Here is a 22,054-nt window from a genome sequence, read left to right on the forward strand (position 1 = left end):
CCGCATTAGACCCATATCAGGCAAAACGGCAGGCTGAGCATCATCGCCGCAAGTTGCCACCCCTGTACCAGACTGATTGTGCTGGAAATACCCAAACCCACAGCAGTCCATTTCAACTGCTGCTCAAAAGCTGCAAGCCGCAAAAGTATCATTTGAACAAAGACTTTCTGGAAATCAGCGCCGTGGACCCGGCGATCTGATTTGCAATTCCTAGCCCAAGATATCGAATCTCACAACTCTTCTATGGGACGTAGGCGAGGGGGACGGGCAGCGCAGGGCGACCCATGTGTCACCCTGCGCGGTTGGCCTATTTCTCCTGCGCGTAACCGATGGTTTGCAGGGCTGTCTTGATTTCGTCCAGAATGGCAGGATCGTCGATGGTGGCGGGCAGTTTGAATGGCTCGGAATCCGCCAGTTTGACCATCGTCGCGCGCAATATTTTGCCGGATCGCGTCTTGGGCAGGCGATCCACCACCAATGTCAGCTTGTAGGCTGCGACAGGGCCGATCTGGTCGCGCACCATCTTGACGCATTCGGCAGTAATCTCGGCATGAGGGCGGTTCACGCCTTTGGACAGGCAGACGAAACCCATCGGCGCTTGGCCTTTCAGCGCGTCGCTGACCCCGATCACGGCACATTCGGCGACGTCGGGGTGGGCGGCAAGGACCTCCTCCATCGCGCCGGTGGACAGGCGGTGACCGGCGACATTGATCACGTCATCGGTGCGCGCCATGATGTACAGATAGCCGTCTTCATCGATCATGCCCGCATCGCCGGTCTCGTAATAGCCGGGATAGGTGGTCAGATAGCTTTTGCGGAAACGGTCTTCGGCATTCCAAAGCGTGGGCAAAGTGCCGGGGGGCAGGGGCAGCTTGATCGCGATGGACCCCAACGTGCCCGCAGGTTGCGCGTGGCCTGCTTCGTCCAGAATTTGCACGTCATAGCCGGGCATCGGCACGGTGGGTGACCCGACCTTGACCGGCAACGCCTCAAGCCCCGCCGGGTTGCCTGCGATGGTAAAGCCGGTTTCGGTCTGCCACCAATGGTCATAGACAGGCACGCCCAGCTTTTCCTGCGCCCAGATGACGGTGTCCGGGTCGGCGCGTTCACCGGCCAGATACAGCGCGCGAAGACACGAAATATCATATTTGCCAATCTCTTCGCCCTTGGGGTCCTCGCGTTTGACGGCACGGATGGCGGTGGGGGCGGTAAAGAAACTGCGCACGTTATGTTCTTCGATTACGCGCCAGAAGGTGCCCGCATCGGGGGTGCCGACAGGCTTGCCTTCGAAAACGATCGTGGTGTTCCCGTGGATCAGCGGACCATAGCAGATATAGCTGTGGCCCACGACCCAACCCACGTCGGACGCGGCCCAGAACACATCGCCGGGATCGACGCCATAGATGTTTTTCATCGTCCAGTTGAGCGCGACCAAATGGCCGGCCGTGTGCCGGACCACGCCCTTGGGCGCGCCGGTGGTGCCCGAGGTGTAAAGAATATAGGCGGGGTGGTTGCCTTCGACCGAAACACATTCGGCGGGGGTGACGCCCTCTTGGGCTTCGTGCCAATCCAGATCACGGCCTGCAATCAGATCGCAGGGGGATTGTTCGCGTTGCAGGATCAGACAGAAATTGGGCTTGTGATCGGACTGCTCGATCGCGCCATCCAGCAAGGGCTTGTAGTTTACGATGCGGTTGGGCTCCAACCCGCAAGAGGCCGCGATGATCGCCTTGGGTGTGCAATCGTTGATCCGCACAGCCAGTTCATTCGCGGCAAAGCCACCGAAGACCACTGAATGCACCGCACCGATGCGCGCACAGGCCAGCATCGCCTCAAGCGCTTCGGGGACCATGGGCATATAGATGATGACGCGGTCGCCTTTGGTCACGCCATTGGCCTGCAAGGCCCCGGCAACAGATGCGACGCGGGTCTGCAATTCGGCGAATGTGATCTTGGTCTGGGTGCCGGTGATGGGGCTGTCATGGATGATCGCCACCTGATCGGCGCGGCCGTTTTCAACGTGACGGTCGACGGCGTTGTAGCAGCCGTTTACCTTGGCATCCGCAAACCATTCATACAGGTCATTGCCTTTGTTGAACATCGCTTGGGTGGGGGCCTCGACCCAGTCGATGGCGTTGGCTTGATCCAGCCAATAGGCTTCAGGATTGTCCTGCCAGCTTTTGTAAACCTCTTGGTATCCCATGTGCGGCTCCCTCCCGTGATCGCGTTGATCCTTTGGTAGGCCACAGATGCGGGGCAGGGCAAGGTTATTGGTCGGTGCCCGAATTCATCCGGAAAGAAAATTTACAGCCATTGTCGGCTGGATGTCCGCGAAATTTACAAACCAGCATGGCGGTGAATGTCGAATCCATGCCGATATGTCGAATATGGATCAGCTGGCGCTGCGGGGCATGATAACCTTATAAATGCAGGCCAGCCCGTTCAGGCCTGTTACCATTGCACAAAGGTTGCGTACCATGGGTGACAAGATCGCCAACAAGAAGAAAAAGGCCAAGGCCGACGCACGGCCTGCCAAAAAACCGGTGAGCCTGGCGGCGGAAATCAAGCCGGTGTTTGCCCCCAAAGGCGGCAAATCCGCCAGATAATCACATGCCGCTTTGACATAAACGCCGCCCTGTTCAAGGGCGGCGTTTGTCGTTTTGACTTCAGCCGTATTCGGCCACGGGCGTGCCGGCGATGGCCCCGACATTCAGCAGACCCCGCGCAGTGATCGACGGCGATACGATATGCGCACGGTTGCCCATGCCCATCAGGATCGGCCCGACTTCAAGGCCGCCGCCCTTCATTTTCAGAATGTTACGCACGCCCGACGCCGCATCGGCATGGGCGAAGACCAGGACGTTCGCCGCCCCCTCCATCCGGTTCGAGGGCAGCAGACGGTTGCGCAATTCCGCATCAAGCGCGGTGTCGATGTTCATCTCGCCCTCGTAACAGAAGTCGTGGTTGCCCGCGTCCAGCAGGCGCATGGCGGCCCGCAGACGTTTGCCGCTGCCTTCGCCCTGATTTCCGAACTGGCTTTGCGAACAGAGCGCGATTTTGGGTTCGATCCCGAAACGGCGCACGTGGCGCGCGGCCCCGATGGCGATTTCGGCAATCTGTTCGGGGGTCGGGTGCAGATGCACCTGAGTGTCAGCGATGAACAGCGGCCCGTCTTCGAGGATCATCAACGACAGGGCACCGTGCGGGCGGCGGCCATCGCGGCCCAGCACCTGTTCGATGTAATTCATATGCCAGCGGAATTCACCGAAGGTGCCGCAGATCAAACTGTCGGCTTCATCGCGGTGCACCATGACGGCCCCGATGGCTGTGGTATTTGTGCGCATGATCGCACGCGCAATGTCGGGTGACACGCCGCGGCGGGCCATCAGGTTATGATATGTCTCCCAATAGTCGCGGTAGCGCGGGTCGTTTTCGGGGTTCACCAGATCGACCGTTTCGCCAAGCTTGATCGTCAGCCCGGCCTTTTCGATGCGCCGTTCGATCACCTCGGGGCGGCCAATCAGGATCGGGCGTTCGCTGGTTTCCTCGACCATGGCCTGTGCAGCGCGCAGCACGCGCTCGTCCTCGCCCTCGGCAAAGACGATACGGCGGGGGGCGGCACGGGCGGCTTCGAACACAGGGCGCATCAGCATGGAGGACTTGAAGACCGAGCTGTCGAGCTTGCGACGGTAGGCGGCCAGATCGTCAATCGGGCGCGTGGCGACGCCGGTGTCCATCGCGGCCTTGGCCACCGCGGAAGAGACGACGCCGATCAGGCGCGGATCAAAGGGTTTGGGGATCAGATAATCCGGGCCGAAGGTCAGTTGCTCCCCCTGATAGGCGGCGGCGGCTTCGGCCGAGGTGGTGGCGCGGGCAAGTGCTGCGATCCCGTCGATGCAGGCGATCTTCATCTCGTCATTGATTGTGGTTGCGCCGACGTCCAGCGCACCGCGGAAGATGAAGGGGAAACACAGGACGTTGTTGACCTGATTGGGGAAATCCGACCGGCCCGTCGCGATGATGGCGTCGGGTGCCACCGCGCGGGCAAGGTCCGGCATGATTTCGGGGGTGGGGTTGGCCAGTGCGAAGATGATTGGGCGCGGGGCCATTTTTTGCACCATCTCGGGCGTCAGCACACCGGGCCCGGAGAGGCCCAGAAACAGATCGGCATCATGGATCACGTCATCAAGATCGCGCAAATCCGACGCTTGGGCATATTCGGACTTGATCGGGTTCATGTCGACCTCGCGGCCCTCGTAGACGAGGCCGTGGATATCGCAAAGCCAGACATTTTCACGTCTGACACCCAGTTTCAGCAGCATGTTGAGGCAGGCAATCCCCGCAGCGCCGCCACCGGTCGAGACGATTTTGATGTCTTCGAATTTCTTTTTCGCGACGAACAGCGCGTTTTTCACCGCGGCACCCACCACGATTGCGGTCCCGTGCTGGTCGTCATGGAAGACGGGAATGTTCATCCGTTCGCGGCAGATGCGTTCGACCGTAAAGCAATCGGGCGCTTTGATGTCTTCCAGATTGATCGCGCCGAAGGTGGGTTCAAGCGCGCAAACCAGTTCGGCCAGCTTTTCGGGCTGGTTTTCATTCAGCTCGATGTCAAAGCAGTCGATGTTGGCGAATTTCTTGAACAGGACGGCTTTCCCCTCCATCACCGGTTTGGAGGCCAGCGCGCCGATGTTTCCCAGCCCCAGCACGGCGGTGCCGTTGGTGACCACACCGACCAGATTTGCGCGGGTGGTGTACAGGGCGGCGGTTGAGGGATCCGCCTTGATTTCGAGGCAGGCCTCGGCGACGCCGGGGGAATAGGCGCGGGCCAGATCACGACCGTTGGCCAGCGGCTTGGTCGCGCGGATCTCGAGCTTGCCGGGTTTCGGGAATGCGTGGTAATCGAGCGCGGCTTCGCGCAGGTTCGGCGCTTCGGTCATGAGGTGCATTCCTTTGCAAGATTGGCCTGTTCAAGGGGGCCATTTCAGAGTGGTTTAGTGCTAAACTATATTTTGCGCCGCGCCAACCTGGCATTTGACCGGTTTGATTGTCTGGCCCGGGGCATGGGGGCCAGCCCCCATCGCGGCAGGCCGCGATTCCCCCGGAGTTTGTCTGGCAAAATGAAGGGGGAAGGTTATTGTTCTTTTACCATCGCAACTTTGTTCAAAGGTTTTTATAGTTTTCGAAAAGGGAAGCTTATGAGCGATGATCTGAGACAAAAAGCCGGTGATGTCCGGGACAATGCCTATGTGCCGTATTCCAACTTCAAGGTCGGGGCGGCGCTGCGGGCGCGGTCTGGTGCTGTCTATGTCGGGTGCAATGTCGAAAACGTGGCTTATCCGGAAGGCACCTGTGCCGAGGCCGGGGCGATCGCAGCGATGGTTGCCGCCGGCGAGACCGAATTTGTCGAGGCCTATGTGATTGCGGGCAGTCCGATGCCGGTGACGCCCTGTGGCGGATGTCGTCAAAAGCTGGCAGAATTTGGCAAGCCGGATGTGAAAGTCACGATGGCGACCGTGTCGGGGGTGGAAGAGGTCATGCAACTGTCCGAGCTTTTGCCAGGGGCGTTCGGGCGCGGCCATATGGATATTTGACGCATGAACGCCCGCACCATCCTTGCCAAGCTACGCCACAAGCAGTCGCCGAACCGTGATGAACTGGTGTGGTTTGCCAAAGCGCTGGCCGACGGACGCGTCAGCGACGCGCAGGCCGGGGCCTTTGCCATGGGCGTATGTCATGTGGGCCTGAGCGATGTTGCCCGCGTGGCGTTGACGATGGCGATGCGCGACAGCGGCCGGGTATTGGCGTGGGATCTGGACGGACCTGTTCTGGACAAGCATTCCACCGGCGGTGTCGGTGATTGCGTCAGTCTGGTGCTGGCCCCTGCCTTGGCCGCCTGCGGGGCTTTTGTGCCGATGATTTCGGGGCGCGGTCTGGGCCATACGGGCGGTACGCTGGATAAGATCGAAGCGATCCCCGGCGTGAGTGCGCAGTTGGACGAGGCGCAGTTTCGTCATGTCGTCAGCGAGGTGGGCTGCGCAATCGTCGGGGCGACGGCGGATGTGGCCCCTGCGGACAAGCGGCTTTACGCGGTGCGTGATGTCACGTCGACGGTGGACAGCTTGGATTTGATCACCGCCTCGATCCTGTCCAAAAAACTGGCGGCGGGTTTGCAGGGGCTGGTGCTGGACGTCAAGGTCGGCAGTGGTGCCTTCATGAAGGATCTGGCGCAGGCGCAGGCGCTGGCTTCTGCGCTGACCAAGACCGCGAATGCCAGCGGGTGTCGCACGACCGCTGTGATCAGTGACATGAGCCAACCGCTTGTCCCAAGCCTTGGCAATGCGCTGGAGGTGGCCGAGGTCATGCGGGTGCTGACCGGCCAGACCACAGGGCCGATCGTGTCGGTCTGTGCCGCGTTGGGGGGCGTGTTGCTGGCCAACTCGGGGCTGACACAGGATGTGCAAGCCGGGGCGGATGCAATTGTGCGCGCGATCCGCGAGGGCCACGCCGCCGAGCGGTTCGGCAAAATGATTGCCGCCATGGGAGGCCCCACCAAGTTCGTGGAAGACTGGAGCCGGTATCTGCCCGAGGCACCGATCATCGGCGAGGTGGCCGCTGAACATGCAGGATATGTGACGGCGATTGACGGCGAAGCGCTTGGGATGGCGGTCGTTGCCCTTGGGGGCGGGCGCGTGGTGGAAAGTGACCAGATCAATCCTGCCGTCGGGCTGTCGAACGTGGTGCGTTTGGGGGCGAAAATTGGCAAGGGGGCGCCGTTGGCCGCCGTTCATGCCCTACGTCCGGACGATGCTGATGGGGCGGCCCACGCTGTCCGGCAGGCGATTACGATTTCGGCACAGCCGGTTGAGGTGCCTGAATTGATCATCGAAAGGATCGGCTGATGGCGCGTGCTTTTCTGGTGGTCATGGATTCCGCCGGCATAGGCGGTGCCGCCGATGCCGGTACTTTCTTTAACGGTGAGGTGCCTGATACTGGGGCCAATACCGTTGGCCATATCGCGCAGGCCTGCGCGCTGGGGCGGGCCGAAGACGGTCGGTCCGGGCCATTGCACGTGCCGAATTTGGTCGCACTGGGGCTGGGCGCGGCGGTTGAACTGTCAAGCGGACTGCGCGCCGACGGGCTCGACGGCGATGTGACGGGCACTTGGGGGGCTGCGTCCGAGGTGTCGCGCGGCAAGGATACGCCATCCGGTCATTGGGAATTGGCCGGGCTCCCCGTCCCGTGGGAGTGGCATTATTTCCCGGACGTCACGAATTCATTCCCGCCTGAATTGGTCGCACAATTGGCCGAATTTGCGGGGACCGAGGGGATCTTGGGCAATTGCCATGCGCCCGGTACCGCCATCATCGAGCAATTCGGGGCCGAACATATCAAGACGGGCTTTCCGATCTGCTACACCTCTGCGGATAGCGTGTTGCAAATTGCGGCGCATGAGGAAAGTTTTGGTCTGCAACGGTTGCTGGACCTCTGTGCGCGCATGGCCCCGATTGCCCATGAGATGAAGGTGGGGCGCGTGATTGCACGGCCTTTCGTCGGGGATGAGGAGACAGGTTTCGTCCGTACCCCGAACCGGCGCGACTTTGCGATTGCACCCCCTTCACCGGTGCTGAGCAATTGGGTGCAAAACGCCGGGGGCCATGTCTATGCGGTCGGAAAGATCGGAGATATCTTTTCGATGACCGGTTTTGATGAACTGCGCAAAGGGCCGGATGATGTGCTTATCCGGCATCTGGGCGATCTGGTCGAAACAGCCACCGACGGTAGCCTGACATTTGCGAATTTCGTGGAGTTCGACAGCCTTTACGGGCACCGGCGCGATGTGTCCGGCTATGCCCGCGCGCTGGAGTGGTTTGACGCTGAAATTGGCAAGTTGATCGGCAAGCTGCGTGAAGGGGACATCATGGTGCTGACAGCGGACCACGGGAATGATCCGACCTGGGTCGGGACCGATCATACCCGCGAACAGGTGCCGGTTCTTGTCGCTGGCCTTGGGGCAGGGCGCTTGGGGTTGATCGGGTTCCGGGACGTGGCTGCCTTGGTTGCCGGGCATTTGGGCGTGGCGGTTCCGGGCTAGGGCGGCTTGGGGGCCAGCCCCCATCGCGGCAGGCCGCGATTCCCCCGGAGTTTATCCGGCAAAATGAAGATCTGGGCCTGCCCGGAGGTTGCGGGCATGGCCGTTTCGGGGCAAACAATCGGTCAAACAAAATGGAGAGCGCGCTTATGTCCGAATATCTGACCGTTGTGGATCACCCGCTGGTGCAGCACAAACTGACCATCATGCGCGACAAGGAAACGCCGACGGCCGTGTTCCGGCAGTTGCTGCGCGAAATCAGCCAGCTTTTGGCTTATGAGGTGACGCGCGGTCTGCCGATGACGACCAAGCGCATCGACACGCCCATGCAGCCGATGGACGCCCCGACCCTGGATGGCAAGAAACTGGCGCTGATTTCGATCCTGCGGGCGGGCAACGGTTTGCTGGACGGGGTGCTTGAGCTGATCCCGTCGGCACGGGTGGGGTTTGTCGGGTTGTACCGCGATGAAGAGACGCTGCAGCCCGTAAAGTATTATTTCAAGGTGCCCGAAGGACTGGACGACCGGTTGGTCATTGCCGTGGACCCCATGCTGGCGACGGGCAATTCGTCGGTTGCGGCGATTGATATGCTGAAAGAAGCAGGCGCGACGAATATTCGGTTCCTGTGCTTGCTGGCGGCACCCGAGGGCATCCAGCGCATGCAAGAGGCGCATCCCGACGTGCCGATCATCACGGCGGCCGTGGATGAGAAGCTGAACGAGGCCGGTTATATCGTTCCGGGACTGGGCGATGCCGGGGATCGGATGTTCGGGACGAAATAATAGCCTGAAAATGGCAGGATTGTGTCAGGAGTGCTTTACAGTGATTCTCTGATGGCGCATTGTTTCCACACTATATCGTGTGGGGGCGCATATGAGATTTACTAGAATTATTGCAATCGCGGTGATCATGGGGTCGCTTGGCACCGGCGCTGCGCAGGCGCAATCCTTTGACCGGCAGCCGTCGGAATTTCCACCGGCGTCCTACAAGGGCAAGCAATACGTCGACAGCAAGGGGTGCGTGTTCATCCGCGCGGGGATTGACGGAAACGTCACCTGGGTCCCCCGCGTGTCGCGTAAACGCGAAGGTGTTTGTGGCTTTAAGCCCACGAATGTCGGCACAGCAGTCACCACGGCCCCGAGTACTGCGGTGGCAGCGCCTATGCAGATCACGCTCAATTCCACACCGGCCCAAACGGCACCTGTCGCCAAGGTGGCCCCCCGTCCGGTTCCCAAGGTACCTGCAGCCCCGGTTGTCGTGCGGCAGACGGCACCGAAATCTGTGCGTCAGACAGCCCCTGTCGTCGTTGCAGCCCCCAAAGCCGTGCCAGCACCCGCTGCGCCGGTGCAATCGGCTGCCGTATGCGCAGGCCGTTCCGCGTTGAGCCAGCGGTATTCGGGATCGCCAACCGCCAAGCTCGCGGTACGCTGTGGGCCGCAGGCGGAAAAGATTCTGCCCTCCCGTGCACCGGTCGCCTCTGCGACGCGCACGGCGGCCCCCGGTTATGGGACAAAGACAGTCACAGCAGCGCCAAGTGCGGCTGCAATCGGCCCGCACACGCGGATTGCACCGCTGCATGTGGCGCAGGCACGGGTGCACACCAATGGCAATGTGTCTGTTCCGAAAGGATACAAATCGGTTTGGACAGACGACCGTCTGAACGAAAGGCGCGCTGAACAGACGTTGGCGGGCCGGTCGCAGATGCTGCTGATCTGGACAAACACGGTGCCGCGCCGGTTGATCAATCCGGCCGACGGGCGGGACATGACAGCGCAAGTGCCGCTGGTCTATCCCTATACCACCATCGCGCAGCAGGAACGTGAGCTGGGGCAGGTGACGTTCGCGACACGCGATGGCCAGCTGGTCAAGAAGATCGTGCGCAACCGGAAAGCCGCCCTTGTGACGCGCCAGCCGATTTATTCGACGCGTTCCGCACCCAAGACAACCCGTGCCGCACCTGCCAAGGTCCAAGCGACCGACAGCACCTATGTTCAGGTCGGCGTGTTCGCCAGCAGCGCCAATGCGCAAAAGACGGCACATCGGATTGCAAAGATGGGCATGGGTGCACGGATCGGGAAATCGACAAGAGGCGGCAAGACTTATCTGTCAGTTCAGGCGGGTCCCTTCGGCGCGGCACGCGCGCCAGCGGCGCTGGGCAAATTGCGCGGCGTCGGATTCAAGGATGCCTACATCCGCTAGGTTTCACGTACCGCTTCAGTCTCTTGTGGCCAGTCAGAGACTATCCGGCTGGCCATTTCCTTTGCCCACTCGCTGTAGATTTCGGGACCGGGGTGAAATCCGTCCCGCGCCATCTGCGAGGGCAAAAGCGGCCTGTTGAAAGGGACGTGGCGGATGTATGAGGACGTGTGCACCAAGCGAGACAGGCCCGCATCAAAGCGCTGCGCCTGCTTGCCCAAGGACCAGCGCAGCGGCTGTGGCAGGATCGGAAAACTGCCCAAGGGCGGCACGCCGGAGACGTAGATCATGCGCGGTGCGAACAGCATCCTGATCCGCGCGAACATGCGTTTTTGCTGGCGCAGCCATAGCGGATACGGCACAGCATGGGTCACATCATTCACCCCGAGGGCTGTCACGATGATGTCGATGGGGGCCGGCGGATGTGATTCAAGCCACTGCAAGGCGGTGCGTGTGGTGGCACCGGTTTTCGCGACAAGTTGCCAGTCGAGCGTAAAACGATCGGCCAAAAGCCCGGTCAGCTGCCCGGCAAGCGCATCGTTCTGGTAATCAACCCCGACACCCGCAGCCGATGAATCGCCCAGGATCAGCAGTGACAGGTTCGGACCGGACCCAAGACGACCTGTCCGGGGGCCCAAGGCTTCGGGCAGGTGCAGGGCGTTGGCGCGCACGGACAGGCCTTGCGCCAGCAACAGCGGCGACAGGGCAAGGCGTGTGGCAAAGTTCAGCATGCCAGCCGTTCAACCGCCACAGATGTTCTGCACGCGCAACCAGTCCGCATCCGAGATCAGCGGCGCAGTCTCCTTGCCCGCCATAGGGTCACCTTCGATCAGCGCCAGCGTCGTTTCTCCGGTGATATCGCGCGCCAGAGCATAGGGGGTGCTGTGCAGGTTTTCGGCTTCGAAACGCGCGATCAGCGGGTCCAGTGCGGCTTGCTGATCGCCAAGGCTCATCAGATGTTCCGCATAGCTTTCGAGGGCTGCGTCAGACACCTCTCCGGTGGTGAGCAAGCGAAAGTTCTCGCGCAAGCTGATGACGGCAAGCATGTCGCGCAAGGGGTCGCTGTCGGCGCGCTGCACCAGTTCGGACAGGATGTACCCGCCTGCCACGTCTGGAGATTCATAGTCTTCGAACAGGGTCTTGTTCAGCACGACGGTCCCGCCGGGCAGATGCAGGCTGGCGCGGGTCATCGCAGGTAAGACCACCAGCGGCCCGGCGGACAGGCGCGTGCCCAGTTTGGCCAGCGCAGTGGTGCCGCGCGGGTTGGTACAGGCAAGGCCCGACACCCTTTCGATCTGCCTGAGCAGGGAGGCCCCGATTGATACGCGCTTGACCACGGGCACAACGCGCAAGGTGTGATCCTGCAAGGCACCGGGCAGCCAGAATACTGCTAGCGCCAGCACCAGCAACATGGACGTCATGACCCCGAACAGACGCAAGCGGCCGGGTTTGGGGCGGCCGCGTTCGACCACGCGGCGCAGGGTCTCGATGGCGTCGATCATCTCGGCTTCGTTGTCGGCAATCTCGAGGGTTTCGGAAGGATCGCCGTCAGGGTGAAAGATCGCGGGGCGCGTGCCGGGGTTTGCGCGGTCCACGGCGGCCAAGGACCAATGTGTCAGCGCTTGGTCCTTGAGGTCCGAAATCACCAGTGTCGCATCGCCGATGGACACGATCACTTCGCGGCGCTGGACTTCGGGTCCTGCACGCCACAGGGCCGTCGCTTCGAGGCGCGCGTATTTCTTGAGGGCCGTCATAAGGTGTGATGTACTGCCAAATTGTTTTGCCCACTTTACCATCTGTCAGCCCTTGAGCAATGGGCTGGTTTGCGACAGCATCACCGTGCATGCCAAGAGGAAAACACGACATGAAAATCACGCCTGCGCAGCCTGCCGATGCAGCCGCGATCGCTACGATCTGGCACAGGGGCTGGCATCAGGCCCATGCGGCGATCGTGCCTGATGCCCTGACCGCACTGCGCAGCCCCGAAGAATTTGCCACCCGTACGGACGCGCATCTGGAAAAGACCCATGTCGCCTGGATCGACGGGCAGATCGCCGGTTTCTTCATGCTGGATCGGGACGAGCTTTATCAGTTTTACATCAGCGCCGCCTTCCAAGGATCAGGTAGCGCGTCCAAGCTGATGCACGGGGCCGAGGCGGCGTTGGGCGAGGGGCTGAAATGGCTGGCCTGTACCGTGGGCAATGACCGCGCCGCGCGCTTTTACGAGAAATCCGGCTGGGTGCGGGCGGGCGTCATCCCCTACGAGGTCGAAACCGCGCAGGGCCCGCTGGTGGTCAAGGTATGGCGCTATGAGAGACAGGTGGTTTTGACCTAGGTTAAACAGAGTGGATCAGGCCGCCCCATAGGCACCCTGATCCAGACTACGGGTCTATTCCGGCGTGGTGATCGGTCGGGTACCAACGATGTTCAGGTCGTAATCATCCAGCCCGACGTAGCGCGTGCGCGGATGATCCGTCAGCAAGATCAGCTCGTGAATCCCCATCGACGACAGGATCTGCGCACCCAGACCGGTCTGTTTGATGGTGCGGGTGCCTGTATCTTCGCCCCGGATCAATTTGACATGGGGGTCACGGAACAAACACACGGCACCACGCCCTTCTTCGGCGACGATTTCCATGGCGCGGTTCAATTCGCCCGACGGGCCGCTGCTGATGCCCAGAACATCACTCAGCAAGGTCAGCGAATGGGTCCGCACGAGAACCGGTTCGGGTGTGGTGATGTCGCCCTTGGTCAGCACGACATGTTCGATGCCTTCGGCCTGGTCGGTAAAGACCCGCATCATCCATTCGCCACCAAAGGCCGAAGTGACGGTCTGGGACATGGTTTCGCGCACCAGATTGTCGTGGCGGCGGCGATACGCAATCAAATCCGAGATCGCGCCGATCTTCAGGCCGTGCTTTTTGCCGAACTCGATCAACTCGGGCAGGTGCGCCATGTGGCCATTGTCCTGCATGATCTCGCAGATCACACCCGAAGGCCCGAACCCGGCAAGGCGCGAAACGTCAACCGATGCTTCGGTATGGCCGGCACGGACCAGAACGCCGCCGTCGCGCGCGCGCAGCGGAAACACGTGCCCCGGAGACGCAAGGTCTTGCGGGCCTTTGTTGGGGTTGATCGCATCCGCTACGGTCTTGGCGCGGTCATAGGCGGAAATGCCTGTGGTGATGCCTTCGCGGGCCTCGATCGAAACGGTAAAAGCGGTCTCGTGACGCATCGAATTTGCCCGCGCCATCTGCGGCAGCTCAAGGGCGGCGATCCGGTCGGAGGTCAGCGTCAGGCAGATCAGCCCGCGCCCGTAGGTGGCCATAAAGTTCACAGCTTCGGGCGTGCATTTCTCGGCCGGAATATAAAGATCGCCTTCGTTTTCGCGGTCTTCATGGTCGACCAGAATGACCATGCGGCCATTTCGGGCCTCTTCGATGATTTCCTCGATCGGCGAAATCGCATGGCGCAGACTGTTTTCTACTTCGCCGGGCACGTCATGGGTGCCGGATTTATCTACGGGTTTTATCATCTGTTTCTTCCCTTATTCTGCTTTTACCGACGCCTCGCGCTGCGCGGTTCAAGAAATCCTGCGACCTTTACGAAAGTTTCGCAGAAGGTGCCATGCGATATAGTGACGGCGTGTCGCATCGCAACCTGCGCTGCAGCACCCCTTGGCGTGGTGCTGGGTGTCCATCAGGGTCGCGCCCCTAAAGCGTCGCCGCCAGCTTGCGCAGTTCGAATTTCTGGATTTTCCCGGTCGAGGTTTTCGGCAACTCCTGAAACACCACTTTCTTGGGCGTTTTGAACCCCGCCAACGTCTTGCGGGTAAAAGCGATCATCTCGGTCTCGTCGCCCGTTTTGCCGGGTTTCAGCTCCACAAAGGCGCAGGGAACCTCGCCCCACTTGTCATCGGGTTTGGCTACCACGGCGGCAAGGTTCACGTCAGGGTGACCCATCAACACGCCTTCGACCTCGACGGAAGATATGTTCTCCCCGCCCGAGATGATGATGTCCTTGGCGCGGTCGGCGATCTGCATATAGCCGTCGGGATGCTGGATCGCCAGATCGCCCGAATGGAAATAGCCGCCCGCGAATGCCTCGGCCGTGGCGGTCGGGTTCTTGAAGTACCCTTTCATTACCGAATTTCCGCGGATCATGATTTCGCCCTGGGTTGCCCCGTCCATCGGGACCTGAACCATGTCGGCGTCCAGAACGGTGATGTCCTCCATCATCGGCATGGCGACGCCCTGGCGCGCCTTGATCGCGGCGCGGTCAGGCCCTTGCAGATTGTCCCAGTCGCTGGACCACAGGCATTCAGTGACATGGCCATATGTTTCAGTCAGCCCGTAAACCTGCGTGACGTTGAACCCCAAAGCTTCGATTTTCGACAGGGTAGCAGGGGCCGGAGGAGCCCCTGCGGTAAAGACTTCCACCTGATGATCAAAGCTGCGGCGTTCGGCATCAGAGGCATTGACCATCAGGTTCAACACAATCGGCGCGCCGCCGAAATGTGTCACGCCTTCATCCGCGATCGCATTGTATATCGCGGCGGCGGTGATGTCGCGACAGCAGACCAAAGTGCCGCCCAGAAGGGGCATCATCCAGGTGTGGTTCCAGCCGTTGCAGTGAAACAGCGGCACGATCTGCATGAAAACCGGGCGCAGCACCATGCGCCAACTGATCACCGTACCCATCGTCATCAGATACGCCCCGCGGTGATGATACACCACGCCCTTGGGCCGCCCCGTCGTGCCCGAGGTATAGTTCAGCGCAAGGCTTTCCCATTCGTCCTGCGGCATTCGCCAGTCAAAGTCAGGATCGCCCTGGGCCAGCAGGTCTTCGTAGGCCAGATGCCGTCCGGTTGCGGGAAAACCGGCATCGGCATCCGGCACTTCGATGATCCGGGGGGGCGTGTTCAAAACGGCGCAGGCCGCTTCGACCAGATCAATGAACTGGGTGTCGGCCAGCACGACCTTTGCCTCGCCATGATCCAGGATATATGTGACCGTATCGACATCAAGACGCGTGTTGATGGTGTTAAGGACGGCACCGCAGGCGGGCACGCCGAAATGCGCCTCTGCCTGCGCGGGGATGTTGGGCAACACGGTCGCCACGACCTCTCCTGATGCGACACCCATGGCGTTCAGCGCGGCGGCCAACCGGCTGCACCGCGCGTGATACTGCGCATAGCTGACCCTGTGCGCGCCATAGGACACAGCCAAAACGTCCGGAAACACCTTTGCGGCGCGTTGCAGGTGCGACAGGGGGCTAAGCGGGACATAATTGGCCCGGCATTTATCAAGCCCGGTTTCGTTGGTCATCCATCCCATGGCGTTTCCTTTTTCGACAACACGCGTTTCAAGCAAGAGTATTGCGCTGCGCGTGTGAAGTTGAAAGGAATAAACAGATCATTACCATGGAACATATGTGACTTTGGTGGGGGTCGTGCCGGATGCGGCTGGGGGTCCAATCACGGGGCAGCAACGGTTGGAACCTTGCAGTCCGTGACCGATCTATGAACACCATATACCGGAAGGAAGAGGGCGGCATGATCATCAGCAAGGGGCGCAACTATATCTTTGTGCACATCCCCAAGACCGGGGGCACGTCGATGGCACTGGCACTGGAAGATCGCGCCATGAAAGACGACATGATGCTGGGCGACACGCCGAAAGCGTTGAAACGACGCAAGCGCCTGAGGGACGTGCCATCGGCTGGGCGGCTTTGGAAACATTCGACCCTGGCGGACATCGAAGGCCTGCTGACCCGCGACGAGATCGCAGGGATGTTCGCCTTTGCCTTGGTGCGCAACCCGTGGGACCGCATCGTCAGCTATTATCACTGGCTGCGCGGCCAGAGCTTTGATCATCCGGCGGTTGCCCTTGCCAAAAAAAACGGTTTTGCTGACTTTCTGAAAACGCCGTTTCTGCAAGATAGCCTGAAGCAATCGCCATACGGGGCCTACCTGCGCGATGGTGCGGGGCATGACCAAAGCAACCTTTTCATCCGGCTTGAACATTTCGCGCAGGACGCGGCACCGTTGTTCGACCATCTGGGGTTCAAGCTGAGTTTGCCGCGAGAAAACGTCTCTGACAGGGCGGAGGATTACCAATCGTTCTACACGCCCGAGCTGCGCAAACTGGTCGAGGCGATCTGCGCCGAAGACATCGCGCGCTTCGGATATCACTTCGAATCAGCGTCTTAATTTTCGCACAGTCGTTAACCGCAGGTAGCGAAATTGTCGTCATATAGTGCGGCAATCGGGGACGCTGACCCGCGATTGCGGTCGATACTTGGTTAATGCCTTAATGATACCGTTTTCTCGGCACTCTTGGGCCATTCGAATCGCCGCTTATTAATCATGTAGTTGAGACGCTGTTATGAACAGCTTGGTGCCATTGGGATGGAACGTTATGTTTGGTTGGGCTTCTAAGACGAAGAAAATGAATTATCGCGCAGCCGAGATATCGGGTGCTTTCGATGGCGGTCTCGAGGCGGCGTCGCACGGGCTGATGGCTGGCACGCGGGTTGCAACGATGATGGGCTGGCGCGGTGTTGAATCACTGGCAAAGGGCGACATGGTTCTGACCTTCGACAATGGCATGAAGGAAATCACCGATATTCGCCGGGTCACCATCTGCCTTGACGCTGAACAGACAGAGCCCGCCTTGTGGCCGGTCATCGTGCCTGCCGATGCCTTGGGCAACAAGGAGCAGCTGACCTTGCTGCCGGATCAGGGCGTGATGCTGGAATGTGAAGCGGCAAGCGATCTTTATGGCGATCCGTTCGCTGTTGTCGTGGTCCGCGCGCTGGAAAACGTGAATGGCATCCACCGCGCCCCTCCGAAAACCCGGATCGAACTGATCTCGATCTCGTTCAAGGACGATCAGGTCATCTATGCCGAGGGCGGCGCGTTGATCTTGTGCCCCTCGACCACCACGACGCTGGACCGCCTGATTGACGGTACCTTTTCGGAGTACGAAGTGTTGGGGGCGGGCGAGGCCGAACAACTGGTCGCGTGTTTCGAGCTTGAAAGCCAGAACGGCACCGACATCGGCTATCCGGTGATGGCGGCTGCTGGCTGATCGAAGGGCCTGCAGCCCGTCGAGCCAAAGCGCCTGTTTCCTATCCCTAGACTGGGGTCGCTGTTGCGGCCCCTTTTTCGTGCCGTTGTCTCGGGCGGCAGGGTAGGTAGGGCCAGTGCGGCTGTGATGGTGCCGCTGACTACCTTTGCCATGAATGCGCGGTACATGCGCATCGCATGAATTAAAAACGGCCAGCAGGAAACTGCTGACCGTAGGTTCTTATTCGGTGGCGCAACGTTTTAGGCGGCCTTGGCATCCGGACCAAAGCGGCCGTAGAACGTCTGCCCCTTTTCCGCCATCTCGCGCAGCAGGTCAGGGCAGGCAAAGCGATCGCCAAACTTGGCTTGCAGCTGATCACAGCGTTCAGCCGCATAGGGTGCCCCAAGGATGTCGAGCCAGCTGAACGGACCACCGGACCACGGCGCAAAGCCCCAGCCAAGGATCGCGCCAACGTCGCCTTCGCGGATGTCTTCCAACACGCCTTCTTCCAACGCACGCACAGCCTCAAGCACCTGCACGAACATCAGACGGTCCTGCACATCGCGCAGATCTGGCTGTTCCTCGGCCAGCGGGAACTTGTCGTGCATGCCTTTCCAATACCCCTGACGCTTGCCCTTTTCGTCATAGTCAAAGAATCCGGCATTGGCCTTGCGGCCCAGACGGCCCAGATCTTCCATCCAGAAGATCAGATCATCCGCCTGGCTGGCCGGATAGGCATTGCCCATCGCAGCCTTGGTCGCGCGGGCGATCTTGGCCCCCAGATCAATGGATGTCTCATCGGTCAACTGTACGGGCCCTACAGGGAAGCCCAGCAATTGCGCCGCGTGATCCACCAGTTGCGGGGCCACGCCTTCGGTGATCATCCGCGCGCCTTCATTGGCGTAAGGGATGATGCAGCGGTTGGCATAGAAGAACCGCGCGTCGTTAACCACGATGGGCGTCTTGCGGATCTGGCGCACGTAATCAAGCGATTTGGCAACGGCACGGTCGCCGGTTTCCTTGCCCTTGATGATCTCGACCAGCAGCATCTTTTCGACCGGCGAAAAGAAGTGGATGCCGATGAACTGATCTGGACGCGACGACGCCTTGGCCAGCTCCGTGATCGGCAAGGTCGAGGTATTGGAGGCAAAGATGCAATCCTCGGGGATCACCGCTTCGACCTTCTTGGTCATCTCGGCCTTGACGGCAGGATCTTCGAAAACCGCTTCGATGATCAGGTCGCAGCCCTTCAGCGCGTCCAGATCGGTGGTTGCGGTAATCAGGTCCAGTGCGGCCTGCTTCTTTTCTTCGGTGGATTTGCGACGTGCGATGCCCTTGTCAAAGAAACTGGCAGAATAGGCTTTGCCCTTGTCCGCAGCTTCCTGGGTCTGGTCGATCAGCACGACCTCGATGCCAGCCTGAACGGACACCAGCGTAATGCCCGCGCCCATCATGCCCGCGCCCAGAACGCCCAGCTTTTTGACGCGCTGGTCCGGCACGCCTTCGGGGCGCACAGCCCCTTTTTCAAGCGCTTCCTTGTTCAGGAACAGCGACCGTATCATGGCCGAAGACGACGGGTTCATCAGGATGTTGGTGAACCAGCGCGCCTCGATCTTGAGCGCGGTATCAAACGGCACCAAGGCCCCTTCGTAAACAGCACTCAACAGTGCCTTGGCTGCGGGGAACGCCCCTTGGGTCTTGCCGTTGACCATCGCATTGGCACCGACAAAAGTCATGAAACCCGCAGGGTGGTAGGGCGTGCCGCCGGGCATCTTGTAACCCTTTGCATCCCAGGGTTTCAGAATATCCGCATCCTTGGCGTTCAATACCCACTCTTTCGCGGCGGCGACCGGATCGGCAACAACCTCGTCGATCAGGCCCGCAGATTTCGCGGCGGCGGGGGCAACCATCTTGCCCTCAAGCAGGAAAGGCGAAGCCCCCATCGCACCCAGTTTGCGTGTCAGACGGGTCGTGCCGCCTGCGCCGGGGAAAATACCGACCAGAATCTCGGGAAGGCCGATGCGGGCTTTGGGGTTGTCGGCTACGAAAATGCGGTGCGTGGCCAAGGGCAGCTCCAGCCCGATACCAGCAGCCGTGCCGGGCAGGGCGGACGCGATCGGCTTGCCGCCCTTGTTGGTCTTGGCATCCATGCCGGCGCGTTCAATCTTGCGCAGCAGGGCGTGCATTTGCATCGTGCCCTCGAACAGACCCTTGGCAGGATCGTCGCCCGCGTCTTCGCGCATCTTGGCCAGCAGGTTCAGGTCCATCCCGCCCGCGAACGACCCGTCCTTGCCAGAGGTGATGACAGCGCCTTTGATGCTGTCGTCGGACAAGACGGTGTCGATGATCGCGTCCAGTTCGGACAACCCTTCGATCGACATGACGTTCATGGACTTGCCGGGCACGTCCCAGGTGATGATGGCGACGCCGTCCGCGTCTGTCTTCATTGTGAAATCGGTCATTTATCTCTCCCTGAATTGGAGTGTGTTAGGAGCGCTGAGGTGTGTAATCAGCGAATTTTTCAAGCAGCGATCGGATCAATTCGATCGTGGCTTGTGGGCCAGCCTGGCAATCTTCCTCGCTCAGCAGGATCCGCTTGGAGTTGTTGAAACTCTCGCGGTCAAAGCTGTCGCTTGGATCATTGCGGTGCTTGAAGAACAGCGGTGGGGCGTCTTGGTACAAGCGTACATAGGCACCGCCGCGTTCAACTTTGACCTTCAGATCCTTCAAGCCCTTTTTGGGGGCCATTTCGGCGATGGCAAGAAAGGGGTGTGGTTGATCGCCCATTAGACCCGCTCGATTATTGTTGCGGCACCCATGCCGGATGCGATGCAAAGCGTGGCCATGCCGACTTCCTTGTCGGAGCGCTCAAGCTCGTCCAGCAGCGTGCCGATGATCATGGCACCTGTCGCGCCCAAGGGGTGACCCATCGCGATGGAGCCGCCGTTGACGTTCACCTTGCTGTCGTCGACGTCAAACGCCTGCATGAAACGCATGACCACAGCGGCGAAGGCTTCGTTGACTTCGAACAGGTCGATGTCGCCGATCTTCATGCCATTCTCGGCAAGGATCTTTTCGGTCACGGGCACGGGGCCGGTCAGCATGATCGTCGGATCGGTGCCGATCTTGGCTGTGGCGCGGATGCGGGCGCGGGGCTTCAGGCCGTATTTTTCGCCAAATTCCTTGTTGCCGATCAGCACGGCCGCGGCCCCGTCGACGATCCCCGATGAATTGCCCGCGTGGTGGATGTGGTTGATCTTTTCCAGATGCGGGTACTTCATCAGCGCGACCTTGTCGAAGCCGGGCATGACTTCGCCCATCTGCTGGAACGCCGGATTCAGCGCGCCCAGCGACTGCATGTCGGTTTGGGGGCGCATGTACTCATCGTGGCTTAGAATGGACAAACCGTTCTGATCCTTGATGTCGATGACAGATTTGGCAAAGCGGCCTTCGTCCCACGCCATATTGGCGCGTTGCTGGGATTTGACGGCCAGTTGGTCGGCCTCTTCACGGGTAAAGCCGTATTCGGTGGCGATGATGTCAGCCGAAATGCCCTGCGGTACAAAGTATTTTTCCATCGCAAGCGTCGGATCAACCGCGATCGCGGCCCCGTCACTGCCCATGGGCACGCGGCCCATCATTTCGACGCCGCCAGCGATATAGGCCATGCCCGCACCGCCTTTGATCTGGTTTGCAGCCAGGTTGACGGCTTCCATACCGGAGGCACAAAAACGGTTGATCGCAAGACCTGGAATGCGTTCATCCAGATCGGATGCCAACACGGCAGAGCGTGCAAGGCAGCCGCCCTGTTCCATGACCTGGGTCACGTTGCCCCAGATCACATCCTCGACCGCGTGGCCCTCGAGATTGTTACGTTCTTTTAGGGCGTTCAGGGTGAGTGCGGACAGGCGCAACGACGTCAATTCGTGCAGCGCGCCGTCCTTGCGGCCCTTGCCGCGCGGTGTGCGCAATGCGTCGTAGATGTAAGCTTCGGTCATCAGGTGTCTCCCTTTAGGTCAAGCGCGGTCAGCGGGGCTGCCGGGCATCAGGTCATACGGGGCCTTCCAGCCCGGTGTTTCGCTCAGACGCGTAAGCCACGCGTCGATGTGGGGCCAATCCTTGCGGTTGAAACCGAAAGGTTCGGGATAATACAGATAGCCACAGCAGCTAAGATCGGCGTTGGTGATCCCGTCACCCACGATCCAGTCGCGCCCCTCAAGGTGGTCGTTCAGCACGGCATAAGCTGCGGCCAGGCGGCCCTGCATAAAGCCGATGACCTCTTGCGGGCGTTTGTCCTCTGGCAGGAAGTTCATCAGAAACCGGGTCATGCCCGCGTTCGAACTGAGCTTGTGGTTGTCCCAAAGCACCCAGCGTAAGACCTCGCGCCGCTCAGTCGCATCCTTGCCGCCAAACTTGCCAGATTTTTCCGTGACGTAGTCCTGAATGACGCCGGATTGCGTCAGCCGAAGGTCGCCGTCGATCATGACCGGCGCTTCTCCCATGGCGTTGACGTCTGCCCGGTATTCGGCCGAGCGGGTCTGGCCGCCGAAAAAATCGACCTTGACCGGTGTCCAGTCAAGACCGGAAAGTTCCAGGGCAAGTGCTGCCTTGTAGGCGTTCCCGCTTTCGCCGAAGCAATATAGTTCAATGGTCATCTGAGCCTCCCTTTGGTGTTTTTATCTGCGTGGGTCAGCGT

General features: G+C 60.4%; 19 protein-coding genes. 9 read left to right on the top strand and 10 right to left on the bottom strand.

What is annotated here, in order from left to right:
• Nucleotides 1-307: 307 nt before the first annotated feature.
• Complete coding sequence (locus tag RGAI101_RS16465; protein WP_008226709.1) at nucleotides 308-2,203, bottom strand: propionyl-CoA synthetase; 1,896 nt, start codon at nucleotides 2,201-2,203, stop codon at nucleotides 308-310.
• Nucleotides 2,204-2,477: 274 nt separating this feature from the next.
• On the opposite strand from RGAI101_RS16465, the gene RGAI101_RS21630 reads away from it, so the two are divergent.
• Nucleotides 2,478-2,606: a hypothetical protein gene (locus RGAI101_RS21630; protein WP_008228895.1), complete on the top strand. Its 129-nt coding sequence runs from the start codon at nucleotides 2,478-2,480 to the stop codon at nucleotides 2,604-2,606.
• Between the two features lie 60 nt (nucleotides 2,607-2,666).
• On the opposite strand, the gene RGAI101_RS16475 is transcribed toward RGAI101_RS21630, so the two are convergent.
• The gene (locus RGAI101_RS16475; RefSeq protein ID WP_008228766.1) at nucleotides 2,667-4,940 is read right to left on the bottom strand and encodes an NADP-dependent malic enzyme; all 2,274 of its coding nucleotides are present in this window, start codon (nucleotides 4,938-4,940) and stop codon (nucleotides 2,667-2,669) included.
• A 258-nt stretch (nucleotides 4,941-5,198) separates the two neighbouring features.
• On the opposite strand from RGAI101_RS16475, the gene RGAI101_RS16480 reads away from it, so the two are divergent.
• The 5 genes from RGAI101_RS16480 (at nucleotide 5,199) to RGAI101_RS16500 (ending at nucleotide 10,291) form a co-directional block, all read left to right on the top strand.
• Nucleotides 5,199-5,594: a cytidine deaminase gene (locus RGAI101_RS16480; RefSeq protein ID WP_008229005.1), complete on the top strand. Its 396-nt coding sequence runs from the start codon at nucleotides 5,199-5,201 to the stop codon at nucleotides 5,592-5,594.
• 3 nt (nucleotides 5,595-5,597) lie between these two features.
• On the top strand, nucleotides 5,598-6,902 hold the full coding sequence (locus tag RGAI101_RS16485; protein ID WP_008227726.1) for a thymidine phosphorylase: 1,305 nt from the start codon (nucleotides 5,598-5,600) through the stop codon (nucleotides 6,900-6,902).
• Complete coding sequence (locus RGAI101_RS16490; protein WP_008227123.1) at nucleotides 6,902-8,095, top strand: phosphopentomutase; 1,194 nt, start codon at nucleotides 6,902-6,904, stop codon at nucleotides 8,093-8,095. The genes RGAI101_RS16485 and RGAI101_RS16490 overlap by 1 nt, the downstream gene beginning before the upstream one ends.
• Nucleotides 8,096-8,241: 146 nt before the next feature.
• On the top strand, nucleotides 8,242-8,874 hold the full coding sequence (gene upp, locus RGAI101_RS16495; protein WP_037228575.1) for a uracil phosphoribosyltransferase: 633 nt from the start codon (nucleotides 8,242-8,244) through the stop codon (nucleotides 8,872-8,874).
• A gap of 91 nt (nucleotides 8,875-8,965) precedes the next feature.
• Complete coding sequence (locus RGAI101_RS16500; protein WP_008229128.1) at nucleotides 8,966-10,291, top strand: SPOR domain-containing protein; 1,326 nt, start codon at nucleotides 8,966-8,968, stop codon at nucleotides 10,289-10,291.
• Here RGAI101_RS16500 and RGAI101_RS16505 read toward each other — a convergent pair.
• A complete protein-coding gene (locus RGAI101_RS16505) occupies nucleotides 10,288-11,019 on the bottom strand; it encodes an SGNH/GDSL hydrolase family protein (RefSeq protein WP_008226126.1) in 732 nt (243 codons plus the stop codon). The genes RGAI101_RS16500 and RGAI101_RS16505 overlap by 4 nt on opposite strands.
• A 9-nt stretch (nucleotides 11,020-11,028) precedes the next feature.
• Nucleotides 11,029-12,042, bottom strand: coding sequence for a hypothetical protein (locus RGAI101_RS16510; RefSeq protein ID WP_008227829.1), 1,014 nt, complete (start codon nucleotides 12,040-12,042; stop codon nucleotides 11,029-11,031).
• Nucleotides 12,043-12,152: 110 nt separating this feature from the next.
• Here RGAI101_RS16510 and RGAI101_RS16515 point away from each other — a divergent pair, with 110 nt between their 5' ends.
• On the top strand, nucleotides 12,153-12,623 hold the full coding sequence (locus RGAI101_RS16515; protein WP_037228579.1) for a GNAT family N-acetyltransferase: 471 nt from the start codon (nucleotides 12,153-12,155) through the stop codon (nucleotides 12,621-12,623).
• Between the two features lie 54 nt (nucleotides 12,624-12,677).
• Here the strand turns inward: RGAI101_RS16515 and ribB are convergent, their stop codons facing one another.
• Both ribB and RGAI101_RS16525 read right to left on the bottom strand, forming a co-directional pair.
• Entirely contained in the window at nucleotides 12,678-13,823 is a 1,146-nt protein-coding gene (gene ribB, locus RGAI101_RS16520) for a 3,4-dihydroxy-2-butanone-4-phosphate synthase (RefSeq protein ID WP_008225825.1), read from the bottom strand.
• 178 nt (nucleotides 13,824-14,001) lie between these two features.
• Nucleotides 14,002-15,624, bottom strand: coding sequence for an AMP-binding protein (locus tag RGAI101_RS16525; RefSeq protein WP_037228582.1), 1,623 nt, complete (start codon nucleotides 15,622-15,624; stop codon nucleotides 14,002-14,004).
• 218 nt (nucleotides 15,625-15,842) lie between these two features.
• Between RGAI101_RS16525 and RGAI101_RS16530 the strand changes: the two genes are divergently transcribed.
• Nucleotides 15,843-16,499 carry a sulfotransferase family 2 domain-containing protein gene (locus tag RGAI101_RS16530; protein ID WP_037228584.1) on the top strand — a complete coding sequence of 219 codons (657 nt, stop codon included), beginning with the start codon at nucleotides 15,843-15,845 and terminating at the stop codon, nucleotides 16,497-16,499.
• 238 nt (nucleotides 16,500-16,737) lie between these two features.
• Nucleotides 16,738-17,379 carry a Hint domain-containing protein gene (locus RGAI101_RS16535; RefSeq protein WP_008227435.1) on the top strand — a complete coding sequence of 214 codons (642 nt, stop codon included), beginning with the start codon at nucleotides 16,738-16,740 and terminating at the stop codon, nucleotides 17,377-17,379.
• A gap of 239 nt (nucleotides 17,380-17,618) precedes the next feature.
• On the opposite strand, the gene RGAI101_RS16540 is transcribed toward RGAI101_RS16535, so the two are convergent.
• The 4 genes from RGAI101_RS16540 to RGAI101_RS16555 are packed head-to-tail and all read right to left on the bottom strand — an operon-like array spanning nucleotide 17,619 to nucleotide 22,013.
• Nucleotides 17,619-19,820 carry a 3-hydroxyacyl-CoA dehydrogenase NAD-binding domain-containing protein gene (locus RGAI101_RS16540; RefSeq protein WP_008227622.1) on the bottom strand — a complete coding sequence of 734 codons (2,202 nt, stop codon included), beginning with the start codon at nucleotides 19,818-19,820 and terminating at the stop codon, nucleotides 17,619-17,621.
• 25 nt (nucleotides 19,821-19,845) lie between these two features.
• The gene (locus RGAI101_RS16545; protein ID WP_008229395.1) at nucleotides 19,846-20,145 is read right to left on the bottom strand and encodes a hypothetical protein; all 300 of its coding nucleotides are present in this window, start codon (nucleotides 20,143-20,145) and stop codon (nucleotides 19,846-19,848) included.
• Entirely contained in the window at nucleotides 20,145-21,356 is a 1,212-nt protein-coding gene (locus RGAI101_RS16550; protein WP_008228447.1) for an acetyl-CoA C-acetyltransferase, read from the bottom strand. Before RGAI101_RS16550 ends, RGAI101_RS16545 begins: the two co-directional genes overlap by 1 nt.
• An 18-nt stretch (nucleotides 21,357-21,374) precedes the next feature.
• The gene (locus RGAI101_RS16555) at nucleotides 21,375-22,013 is read right to left on the bottom strand and encodes a glutathione S-transferase family protein (protein ID WP_008226402.1); all 639 of its coding nucleotides are present in this window, start codon (nucleotides 22,011-22,013) and stop codon (nucleotides 21,375-21,377) included.
• Nucleotides 22,014-22,054: the final 41 nt, after the last annotated feature.

The organism is Roseobacter sp. GAI101 (genome assembly GCF_000156335.1).
Taxonomy (GTDB): domain Bacteria; phylum Pseudomonadota; class Alphaproteobacteria; order Rhodobacterales; family Rhodobacteraceae; genus Sulfitobacter.

Excerpts from the sequence above, each read along its gene's own strand:
- RGAI101_RS16525 (WP_037228582.1), bottom strand. The coding sequence starts at position 15,624 with ATGGGATGGATGACCAACGAAACCGGGCTTGATAAATGCCGGGCCAAT.
- RGAI101_RS16515 (WP_037228579.1), top strand. The coding sequence starts at position 12,153 with ATGAAAATCACGCCTGCGCAGCCTGCCGATGCAGCCGCGATCGCTACG.
- RGAI101_RS16510 (WP_008227829.1), bottom strand. The coding sequence starts at position 12,042 with ATGACGGCCCTCAAGAAATACGCGCGCCTCGAAGCGACGGCCCTGTGG.
- upp (WP_037228575.1), top strand. The coding sequence starts at position 8,242 with ATGTCCGAATATCTGACCGTTGTGGATCACCCGCTGGTGCAGCACAAA.
- RGAI101_RS16490 (WP_008227123.1), top strand. The coding sequence starts at position 6,902 with ATGGCGCGTGCTTTTCTGGTGGTCATGGATTCCGCCGGCATAGGCGGT.
- RGAI101_RS16500 (WP_008229128.1), top strand. The coding sequence starts at position 8,966 with ATGAGATTTACTAGAATTATTGCAATCGCGGTGATCATGGGGTCGCTT.
- RGAI101_RS16505 (WP_008226126.1), bottom strand. The coding sequence starts at position 11,019 with ATGCTGAACTTTGCCACACGCCTTGCCCTGTCGCCGCTGTTGCTGGCG.
- RGAI101_RS16480 (WP_008229005.1), top strand. The coding sequence starts at position 5,199 with ATGAGCGATGATCTGAGACAAAAAGCCGGTGATGTCCGGGACAATGCC.
- RGAI101_RS16545 (WP_008229395.1), bottom strand. The coding sequence starts at position 20,145 with ATGGGCGATCAACCACACCCCTTTCTTGCCATCGCCGAAATGGCCCCC.
- ribB (WP_008225825.1), bottom strand. The coding sequence starts at position 13,823 with ATGATAAAACCCGTAGATAAATCCGGCACCCATGACGTGCCCGGCGAA.
- RGAI101_RS16465 (WP_008226709.1), bottom strand. The coding sequence starts at position 2,203 with ATGGGATACCAAGAGGTTTACAAAAGCTGGCAGGACAATCCTGAAGCC.
- RGAI101_RS16555 (WP_008226402.1), bottom strand. The coding sequence starts at position 22,013 with ATGACCATTGAACTATATTGCTTCGGCGAAAGCGGGAACGCCTACAAG.
- RGAI101_RS16540 (WP_008227622.1), bottom strand. The coding sequence starts at position 19,820 with ATGACCGATTTCACAATGAAGACAGACGCGGACGGCGTCGCCATCATC.
- RGAI101_RS16485 (WP_008227726.1), top strand. The coding sequence starts at position 5,598 with ATGAACGCCCGCACCATCCTTGCCAAGCTACGCCACAAGCAGTCGCCG.
- RGAI101_RS16535 (WP_008227435.1), top strand. The coding sequence starts at position 16,738 with ATGAATTATCGCGCAGCCGAGATATCGGGTGCTTTCGATGGCGGTCTC.
- RGAI101_RS16475 (WP_008228766.1), bottom strand. The coding sequence starts at position 4,940 with ATGACCGAAGCGCCGAACCTGCGCGAAGCCGCGCTCGATTACCACGCA.
- RGAI101_RS21630 (WP_008228895.1), top strand. The coding sequence starts at position 2,478 with ATGGGTGACAAGATCGCCAACAAGAAGAAAAAGGCCAAGGCCGACGCA.
- RGAI101_RS16550 (WP_008228447.1), bottom strand. The coding sequence starts at position 21,356 with ATGACCGAAGCTTACATCTACGACGCATTGCGCACACCGCGCGGCAAG.
- RGAI101_RS16530 (WP_037228584.1), top strand. The coding sequence starts at position 15,843 with ATGATCATCAGCAAGGGGCGCAACTATATCTTTGTGCACATCCCCAAG.